This window comes from Nesterenkonia salmonea (genome assembly GCF_005771525.1).
GTDB classification, from domain to species: Bacteria; Actinomycetota; Actinomycetes; order Actinomycetales; family Micrococcaceae; genus Nesterenkonia; species Nesterenkonia salmonea.
In genome coordinates this window covers 1-8,792 of the sequence record NZ_VAVZ01000063.1, presented here as the reverse complement: position 1 = coordinate 8,792, position 8,792 = coordinate 1, and the positions used below count along the sequence as shown (strand labels likewise).

Annotated in this window: 10 protein-coding genes; 5 read left to right on the top strand and 5 right to left on the bottom strand. The window is 65.4% G+C overall.

Going from position 1 to position 8,792, the window contains the following annotated elements:
- From FEF26_RS14705 to FEF26_RS14695, 3 genes are all read left to right on the top strand, one after another.
- Window positions 1-1,808, top strand: a 1,808-nt coding sequence (locus FEF26_RS14705; protein ID WP_138254289.1) for a putative bifunctional diguanylate cyclase/phosphodiesterase, incomplete at its 5' end; no start/stop codon positions are given.
- 40 nt (window positions 1,809-1,848) lie between these two features.
- The gene (locus FEF26_RS14700; protein WP_243730615.1) at window positions 1,849-3,306 is read left to right on the top strand and encodes a glycosyltransferase family 2 protein; all 1,458 of its coding nucleotides are present in this window, start codon (window positions 1,849-1,851) and stop codon (window positions 3,304-3,306) included.
- The gene (locus FEF26_RS14695; RefSeq protein ID WP_138254288.1) at window positions 3,299-3,538 is read left to right on the top strand and encodes a hypothetical protein; all 240 of its coding nucleotides are present in this window, start codon (window positions 3,299-3,301) and stop codon (window positions 3,536-3,538) included. The genes FEF26_RS14700 and FEF26_RS14695 overlap by 8 nt, the downstream gene beginning before the upstream one ends.
- 3 nt (window positions 3,539-3,541) lie before the next feature.
- Here the strand turns inward: FEF26_RS14695 and FEF26_RS14690 are convergent, their stop codons facing one another.
- The 5 genes from FEF26_RS14690 to cynS are packed head-to-tail and all read right to left on the bottom strand — an operon-like array spanning window position 3,542 to window position 7,459.
- Window positions 3,542-4,018: a nuclear transport factor 2 family protein gene (locus FEF26_RS14690; RefSeq protein WP_138254287.1), complete on the bottom strand. Its 477-nt coding sequence runs from the start codon at window positions 4,016-4,018 to the stop codon at window positions 3,542-3,544.
- A 12-nt stretch (window positions 4,019-4,030) separates the two neighbouring features.
- Window positions 4,031-4,843: an ABC transporter ATP-binding protein gene (locus FEF26_RS14685; protein ID WP_208012949.1), complete on the bottom strand. Its 813-nt coding sequence runs from the start codon at window positions 4,841-4,843 to the stop codon at window positions 4,031-4,033.
- Between the two features lie 20 nt (window positions 4,844-4,863).
- Complete coding sequence (locus FEF26_RS14680) at window positions 4,864-5,733, bottom strand: ABC transporter permease (protein ID WP_138254286.1); 870 nt, start codon at window positions 5,731-5,733, stop codon at window positions 4,864-4,866.
- The gene (locus FEF26_RS14675) at window positions 5,730-7,004 is read right to left on the bottom strand and encodes an ABC transporter substrate-binding protein (protein WP_138254285.1); all 1,275 of its coding nucleotides are present in this window, start codon (window positions 7,002-7,004) and stop codon (window positions 5,730-5,732) included. Before FEF26_RS14675 ends, FEF26_RS14680 begins: the two co-directional genes overlap by 4 nt.
- Before the next feature lie 2 nt (window positions 7,005-7,006).
- Window positions 7,007-7,459, bottom strand: a complete 453-nt coding sequence (gene cynS, locus FEF26_RS14670; RefSeq protein WP_138254284.1) for a cyanase — start codon at window positions 7,457-7,459, stop codon at window positions 7,007-7,009.
- Window positions 7,460-7,696: 237 nt separating this feature from the next.
- Here cynS and FEF26_RS14665 point away from each other — a divergent pair, with 237 nt between their 5' ends.
- Together FEF26_RS14665 and FEF26_RS16325 are read left to right on the top strand one after the other, a co-directional pair.
- Entirely contained in the window at window positions 7,697-8,398 is a 702-nt protein-coding gene (locus tag FEF26_RS14665; protein ID WP_138254283.1) for a helix-turn-helix transcriptional regulator, read from the top strand.
- Window positions 8,399-8,431: 33 nt separating this feature from the next.
- On the top strand, window positions 8,432-8,749 hold the full coding sequence (locus FEF26_RS16325) for a DUF6318 family protein (protein WP_341805156.1): 318 nt from the start codon (window positions 8,432-8,434) through the stop codon (window positions 8,747-8,749).
- Window positions 8,750-8,792: the final 43 nt, after the last annotated feature.

Genomic DNA, 8,792 nt, shown 5'->3' with positions numbered 1-8,792 from the left:
CGCCCGGTCCCTGCTCGAAAGCGGAGGATTCAGACTACAACTACACCCTGGATTGTGAAGAGCCCGAAAACTACACCGTGGCATCCGTGCGCGACATCACTCCCCTGCGCAAGGCTCAAGCCCAGCAGGAAGAAGCCGAACGACTGTTTGCCCTAGGCATCGACCACTCACCTATCGGCATCGTCCTGACTGATACCGAAGCCCGCCTCACACGCGTGAACCCTGCTGCCATGGCCTTACTGGACCGCCCCCCGAGTCAGCTCCTGGGCCACCGGCTCACAGACTTTATCCATCCCCCCTCCGCGGACGAGTCGACGCTGTTCGAGCAAGCCGTGAGCGGTGATAAAGTCCATCTCTGCAATGAACGCCGTTACCTTCGTCCTAACGGCGAAGTCCTCTATGTAGAGCAGGTCGTCGTTCTTTTGCGTGATTCCGATGGTGCTCCCAGCACCTTCTATGTGCACCTGCAGGACATCACCGCGCGCAAGAGAGCAGAGCAGGAGCTCGAGCACCTGGCCATGCACGATCCGCTGACCGGACTCGCGAATCGACGACTTCTCGTCGAATACCTGGACCGTTTCTTGGCGCGCGCGGGACGAGCTGGAAGCCAAGTGGCGGTCCTGTTCATCGATCTCGATCATTTCAAGATCGTCAACGACGCCCGCGGACATACTGCCGGTGACGCCATGCTCGTGGAACTGTCGCAGCGCCTGCGCCAGCTCACGCGCTACAGCGATGTGCTTGCCCGCTTCGGAGGGGATGAGTTCGTCCTCCTCTGCGAGGACATGGAGTCTGAGACTGCCCACCAGCTCGCGGCTCGGATCTCCGCGGCAATGGACGACCCCTTCCTGATCGATGGGGAAGAGATCTTCTCAAAGGTCAGCATCGGCATCGCTCTCTCCGACACAGACGACACAGCTGAATCCCTCATTCGAAAGTCGGACACCGCTATGTACGCGGTGAAAGACCACCACCGCCGAAATGCTGTCGAGTTCGACGAGCTCATGCAGCAGAAGGTCTCTGAGCGAATGGACACGGAGTCGCAGCTGCGCGCTGCGATGCAGCGTGACGAGCTGCGGCTGCGCTTCCAGCCCATCATCAGCCTGGACACGGGCAGACCAGCCGGGTTCGAAGCGTTGGTGCGCTGGCAGCATCCAGAACGAGGCCTGCTCTCGCCGGCTGATTTCCTGCCCGTGGCACACGCCAGCGGCCTCATCGTGGACATCGATTTATGGGTCCTTGAGCACGCCATGCGACAGCTGCGGGAATGGGAGATGAACCACCCCACCCTCCGCCGCCCGACTGTTGCGGTGAACCTCTCAACCCGTCACCTGAACGACCGCAGCTTCATCACACACACTCAGGAGCTGCTGGCCCAGACCGGCATCGACGCGGATCAGCTGCACTTCGAAATCACTGAAGTGGAAGAGATCGCTGACCTCGATCTGGCCATAGAGCATATGAACGAGGCCGCGGAATTGGGGGTGTGCTTCGGCATCGATGACTTCGGGGCCGGCCACTCCTCCCTGCGCTACCTGCACCGACTGCCGGTGCAGACTCTGAAGCTGGACAAATCCTTTGTCCAAGGCCTGGGAACTCCTGACTCACGGTCTGACCAGATCATTGGGGCGGTGATCAACCTCGCCCATGCTCTGGGCATCGAGGTCATCGGTGAAGGGGTCGAGGAGAAGCCGCAGCTCGACGAGCTGCAGGGACTCGGCTGCGACAAGGCCCAAGGGTTCCTCTGGTCGAAGCCGATGGACCCCAGCGAGGGCCCGAAGTGGCTCGAAAAGAACTGCGGAAGCTGAAGAGCCTCAGCCGCCGCGCGATACTAAGAGGGCAGACACTGTGACACGACTTCACCGCATGACCGGTGTGCTCATCGTCAGCACGACCGCGGCGATGGCCCTGTTCCTGTGGTTCGTCCTCGCAGAAGCTCAGGCCTGGACTTCCGCCGAGCCGCGTGAGGCGCTCATAGGCGGTGAATTCTCAGTGCTCTACAACCCTCAGGCACCGCAATTGGGGTTTGTGCTCACCTCAGTGGTCCTGGTGCTGATGGTGGCTTCCGCCGTCTCTGTGTTCGACCGACGAGCCACAGACCGCTCCCGTCGGTCCTCGGACGAGGTCGCCACTCCCCTGGCGCCCAAGATCGTTATGGCCGAGACGCGCGGAGTCTTTCACGGACCCGTGACGGTGACGGTGCTCATCCCCGCGCACAACGAGGAGGCGCCGCTTCCGCAGACGCTCTCGTCATTGGCTTCGCAGTCTCATCTGCCCGCGCGGGTGGTCGTCGTGGCCGACAACTGCAGCGACCGCACCGCCGACGTCGCCCGCGATGCAGGGGTCGAGGTCTTTGAGACGGTCGGCAACACTGAGAAGAAGGCCGGGGCGCTGAACCAAGCGCTCAAAGAGGTCCTGCCCGCGCAGGGACCGAATGACGTGGTGATGGTGATGGACGCCGACACCTGGCTCGACGACGGGTTCCTCGAAGCGGCCGTGCACAAATTCACCCAGGACCGTGCGCTGATGGCCGTCGGCGGGCTCTTCTACGGCGAAGAGGGCCACGGCCTGCTCGGCCAGTTTCAGCGAAACGAATACACCCGCTACGGCCGCCAGATCAGACGTCGCCGCGGACGCGTGTTCGTCCTGACGGGAACTGCGTCCCTGTTCCGGCCCAAAGCGCTGCGCACGATCGCAGACCAGCGAGGAGACACACTCCCAGGACGGCACGGGGACGTGTACGACACCGCCGCCCTGACCGAGGACAACGAGCTCACCATCGCGATCAAGTCTCTGGGCGGTCTGATGGTCTCACCGACCGAGTGCAGCGTGGTCACCGAGCTGATGCCGAACCTGCGCCTGCTGTGGAGGCAGCGTCTGCGCTGGCAGCGCGGCGCCCTGGAGAACATCGGGGCCTACGGGATCAACCGGCAGACGTTCCGCTACTGGGCGCAGCAGCTGGGCATCGGCTACAGCGTCATCGCCCTGGGCACGTTCTTCCTGCTGATCTTCATCACCATCCTCTCCGCCGACCGTTGGATCTGGTTCCCGTTCTGGCTGGGCATCGGACTGCTGTTCGTCGTCGAACGGGTCGTCAGCGTGTGGCGGGGCGGCTGGCGGGCGCGGCTGCTGGCGGCCACGCTCTTCCCCGAGCTGCTCTTCGACATGTTCCTCAACCTCGTCTACGTCAAAGGCGTCATCGACATCACCCTGGGCAGGAACGCGGCCTGGGGGAACACCACGGCAGAGACGCAGAGCCTGTCTCGCCGGCGGCCGGACGAGTCGGCGGTGACGGCTGATGCTTAGTTTGGGCGTCCTCTTCTCTCCGGCGCTGCTGCAATCGGCGTGGTTCCAGACGCTGGCAGGGTTCGTGGCCATCAACACGGTCATGTACGTCGCCCTGGCTGTGACGAAGATCCTGCCGAAGGTCTACCTCAGCGACTGGTACGGAAGCCGGCTGCGGCGCTCCGAGACTCGCAGCATCCACCCGGACGGGTCAGGTCCGCCACACGCGCATTCAGACGCGACACTTCAGTGAGCTTCAGAGACCCAGTTCGCTCAGCCCGGGGTGATCAGCGGGCCGTGGACCCTGCGGCCACCGGAACAGCCGGTCGTCCGCGCCGATCGCCTGATCGTTGATGGACGCCATCCGGACCCGCATGAGCCCGGTGTCTGCGAACTCCCAGTTCTCGTTGCCGTGGGAGCGGAACCAGTCCCCCGCAGCGTCCTGCCACTCATAGGCGAACCGCACGGCCAGCCGGTTCCCCTCGTGGGCCCACAGCTCTTTGATGAGACGGTACTCCAGCTCGTGTCCCCACTTCACGATGAGGAAGTCCTCAATCGCCGCGCGGCCGGTGAGGAACAGGTCCCTGTTCCGCCAGCTGCTGTCCTTGGTGTACGCCAGCGAGACCTTCTGCGGATCCCGGGTATTCCACGCGTCCTCCGCCGCGCGCACCTTCTGCGCAGCCGTCTCGGCGTCGAACGGGGGCAGCGGCGGACGGCTCTGCTCAGCACTCATCAGCCCAGCCTCTCAGTGACTCGTCAGTGAGCCCAGCAGGAAGCTGCGCAGCTCGTGGTACTTGGCGTCCTGCTCCACGGTCTCCGCGTCGCGGGGCCTGCCGAAGGGGACGGTGATGTCGTGGATGATCTCCGCGTTGGGCCCCGAACCCATCACCAGGATCCGGTCCGAGAGCAGCAGAGCCTCGTCAACGTCGTGGGTGACCATGATGAACGTTCTCTTCTGCTGCTCGCACAGCCGCAGCAGCTGCAGCTGCAGCTCGTGGCGGGTCAGGGCGTCCAGCGCCCCCAGCGGCTCATCCAGCAGCATCACCTTCGGCTCCAGGGCGAAGGCACGGGCGATCCCGACGCGCTGCTGCATCCCCCCGGAGAGCTGGGAGGGGCGCTGATCAGCAGCATGGCTGAGGTTCACCAGGTCCAGGTACTTGTCGGCCCGCTCCCGCAGCTCCTCCTTGGTGCTGGTGCTGCCCGGCTCAGTCTCCAGGGCGAAGACGACGTTCTGCCGGGCGGACATCCACGGCAGCAGCACATGCTGCTGGAACACGATGCCCAGCTGGCGGCTCGGCGCGGTGATCGGCTCACCCTCCAGCAGGATGGCGCCCTCGTCGACGGACTCCAGTCCGGCGAGCATCTTCAGGATGGTCGACTTCCCGCAGCCGGAGGGCCCGATGATGGTGATGAACTCACCCTCCTGGATGTCGACGTTGGTCTCGGCGACGATCCTCTGGAACCCCTTCTTTCGGTTGGGGAAGCCCTTGGTGATCCCGTCGATCTTCACCACCGGGGGTGCGGCGGTGGTCTCCTGCGGCATGGTCTGTGCTGTCATCTCAGTGTCTCCTCGACGTCTCAGCCCTTGGGCACCAGTCGCTGCAGCTGCGCGATCGAGCGGTCCAGGATGAATCCCACCCCGCCGATGATCACGATGGCCACCACGATGCTGGGGGTGTTCAGGGCGTTCCATTCGTTCCATACAAAGTGGCCCATGCCGCGTCCTCCGACGATCATCTCGGCGGCGACGATCACCAGCCAGGCGGTGGACAGGGCGGTGCGCAGCCCGGTGACGATGCCGGGCAGCGTGGCCGGCAGCAGCACCTTGAAGGTGCTGGTCCTGGTGTCGGCCTCGAGGCTCTTGGCCAGGTCCAGGTAGAGCGGGTTGACGCGTCGGACCCCGTCGATGGTGGCGATGAGGATGGGCCACAGGGCGGCCATAAAGATCACGAATATCGCCGTCATCTGGGAATCCCTCAGCAGCGCCAGCCCCAGGGGCAGCCATGCCAGCGGGGAGACGGGTTTGAGCACCTGGATGAAGGGGTCCAGGCCGTCGTTGAACACCTGCGAGGTGCCCAGCAGCAGCCCCAGGGGTATGGCGATGAGAGCGGCGATCCCGAAGCCCAGCAGCACTCGTTGGATGGAGGCCAGCAGGTGGTAGAAGATGCCCACATTGTTGGGGCCGTCCAGCAGGAACGCGTCCCCGAGCATCTCCAGGAGCCGGTCCCAGGTGGCCGCGGGGGTGGGCGCCAGGCCTCCGTCGTCGAGTCCGGCCGTGCCCAGGTGCCAGACGGCGATGAACGCGAGGAAGAAGGCGAGGAACAGGCCCGTGGTGCGCACCCGGTCCCGTGCTCGTTGGGCTTTGGCGCGGCGCTGCAGGGCCTCAGGGGCGCCCTGCTCGGCCGAGGACGGGGCGGAGGCGGTGGTCTCTGGTGCTTGGGTGCTCATACGTTCACCTGTTTGCTGGTCCAGGGCAGGGGGTCTGCCGGGTCGAATGTGCGGCCGATGATCGTTTCTGTCTCCCGGGGGGAGGTGTCAGCGCCGAGCTCCTCCAGGATGGGCACGGCGGTGTCCGGGTCCAGCACCTCGCGGACGGCGCTCTGATAGTCCTCCGCGGAGTCGTAGCCCTCGGTGGGGGCGAGATCCCACCGCTGCAGCTGGGTGAGCGCCCAGATGGCGTAGCTCTCGTGGGGGTAGGGCTGGAACCCGATGCGGTCCTCCACCGAAAGCTCCTGGCCGGTGCCGTCCTCATAGTTTCCGCTGAGCACCGCGTCCAGCACGGCCGGGTCCTGGCTGAGGAACGCCCGCCCGGCCATGGTCTCGGCCGCCAGGGACCGGTGGTCGGGCTGGTCGGTCCACATCGCTGAGTCGCCGATGGCGCGCAGCAGGGTCGCGTACGTGTTGGGGTTTGCCGCAGCGAACTCATCGGCGACGGCGAAGCTGCAGCAGGGGTGCCCGTCCCACAGCTCCTTGGACAGGGTGTAGAGGTAGCCGGCACCGATGGCCACCGCCCGCTGGTTGAAAGGGTCCGGGGCGAGGAACCCGTCGATGTCTCCGACGTTGAGCGCGGCGACCATGTCGGAGGGGCGCATCACCTGGATTCCGACGTCGTAGTCCGGGTCGAGTCCGCCGAGGGCGAGGTAGTCGCGCAGCAGCAGGTTGTGGCCCGAGTAGTCGAACGGAACCGCGAGGGTGAGGCCTTCGAAGTCCTCGGGGCCGTTGACCCGCCCTTCGTGCTGCAGGCCTAAGGTGATCGCCTGACCGTTGGTGTTGGTGATGTAGGGCAGGCGAGTGGCGCGGTGGCCGGCGGCGAAGTTGTGGTGGATGCCCAGGGGCATGGGGATCAGCATCTGGGTGGCGTCGAGCTCCCCGGCGACGAACGCGATCCACAGCTCGCCCCAGCCGGTGTAGCGCTGCAGGGTGACGTTGAGGCCGTACTGCTCGAAGATGCCCATAGCTGCGGCGTTGATGATCGGCGAGGAGCAGGTGATCGGCACGAACCCGACGGTGACATTGCGCTGCTCGAGCTCGCCGGCCGGCTCCATGGCGGCGGCGAAGTCGATGCCCAGCGGGTTGGTCTCGGGGGTGCCGCCGGTGGGGTTGCACCCGGAGAGCAGCCCGGCGCCGAGCGCGCCTCCCCCCAGGCCGAGCAGGCTGCGGCGGGTGAGCCTGCCGGGGCGTCTGCTCCTCGGCGGCGAGTGCACGTGGGGGCGGTTCATGGTCACCACTGGTAGTCGAGGAACTTGCCGTCGAAAGTGACGACGACGCGGTCGCCGCCGGGGTGCTCGCGCCGGCGGACGCTCATCTGGAAGTTGATGGCGGACATGATGCCGTCGCCGAACTCCTCATGGATGAGCTCCTTGATGGCCGGGCCGTAGACCATCAGCGCCTCGTGGAACCGGTAGACAGTGGGGTCGGAGACGACGTCCTCGGTGATCGCTGTCCGATAGGGCTGCATCTGCAGGGCTTCGGCGGTGGAGTCGTCGAGGTCGAGGAGCTCCTGGACGACGTGTGCCTGCTCGGCGGTCATGGGGTGGCTGCCCAGCAGCGCGGCGGTGCTCCACTCCTTGTCGACGCCGAGCTGCTCGGCGATCTGCGCCCAGCTCATCCCTGCGCGGTGCCGGGCCACACGCACCTGCTGGGCGGCTTCCTGCTTGCTCACAAATGGTTTCACAGCGACTGCCTCCTTGAAGGGTGAGAATTCCTCAGCCCGAGTGCATCCGGGCCGACGACTCCTCCGAATCTATGGAGAATCACTGCAGCATCCCAAGGCATTCTGCGCAGAGTTATCCGTCATTTTGCGCAGAAACATTATTGAAACATTGGCGTAGGCCGCGTGAAACATGCGACGCCTAGGATCAGCGCAGGATGCCATAGGACCCTCCTCATCCGACAAAGGAGCAGGACCGCCATGAGCCCCGGTACCGCCGGACTCCTCCGACCCGTCATCGACGCCTCCCCCACTCCCATGTGGGTGATCGGCCCGGACGGTGCAGTCACCCTGGTCAATGAGGCGGCCGCCTCGGTGCTGGGCTACAGCAGCGAGGGGCAGCTGATCGGCCGGTGCAGCCATGATGCGCTGCATTCCCGACGCCCGGACGGCTCCCCGTATCCGATCCACCAGTGCCCCATCATCACCACCTCCGGCACGGTGCACCGCAGCCACTCCGAGGACTTCGTGGACCGGCGCGGCCGGATGGTGCACGTGCGGTGGAGGCTCACGCAGCTGCGCGACTCGGACCACCGGCTGCTGACCTTCACCCCGGATCCGAAAGGCGCCCCGCGGTGCCCGGGGTCGGCGTCCGTCGCCTTCGACGATCTGGTGGAGTACGTGCGCCAGGCCTGCTCCGATCCGCTGCTGACGCCCGAGCGCCTGGCCCGCCAGGCCGGGGTCTCGCTGCGCACTCTGCAGGCCGCCTTCCGTGAGCATCAGACCTCACCCGCCCGGGAGATTCGCATGGCCCGACTGCGGAAGGGACGGTCGCTGCTGCAGGACGGCGCCGGGGTGACGGATGCGGCCTTCGCCTGCGGCTTCAGCGATCCGGCGACGTTCAGCCGCGCCTACCGACGGGCGTTCGGCTACGCACCTGCGGCTGCTAAGCGGGCTGCATAAGAGCACCCTCGCGAATATGACTTTTCTGCACAGCTGGGTGCCGGGCGCCGGCCCGAAGGTCGGATAGACGCTAGTCTCGTATGTGCGACCAGCTTTTCTGCGCTCGCTCTTTTTTTCGTCGCCTCCTGTGGCGAGGAGGTCAAGGACACACCGGAACCGATACCCGCCTCCGCTGCCGGGCCTGCCCAAAACTGGCCCGAGCCTGAGATTTCGGAAGAGATCTACGAGGAAACGGAAGAGGGCGCCGAAGCCCTCCTCCACTACTGGTGGGAGGTGCTGAACCATGCTCGGATCACTGGGGACACTGACCTTATCGAGCAGTTTTCAGGCTCTTCACAATCCAGGGTGTAGTTGTAGTCTGAATCCTCCGCTTTCGAGCAGGGACCGGGCGATG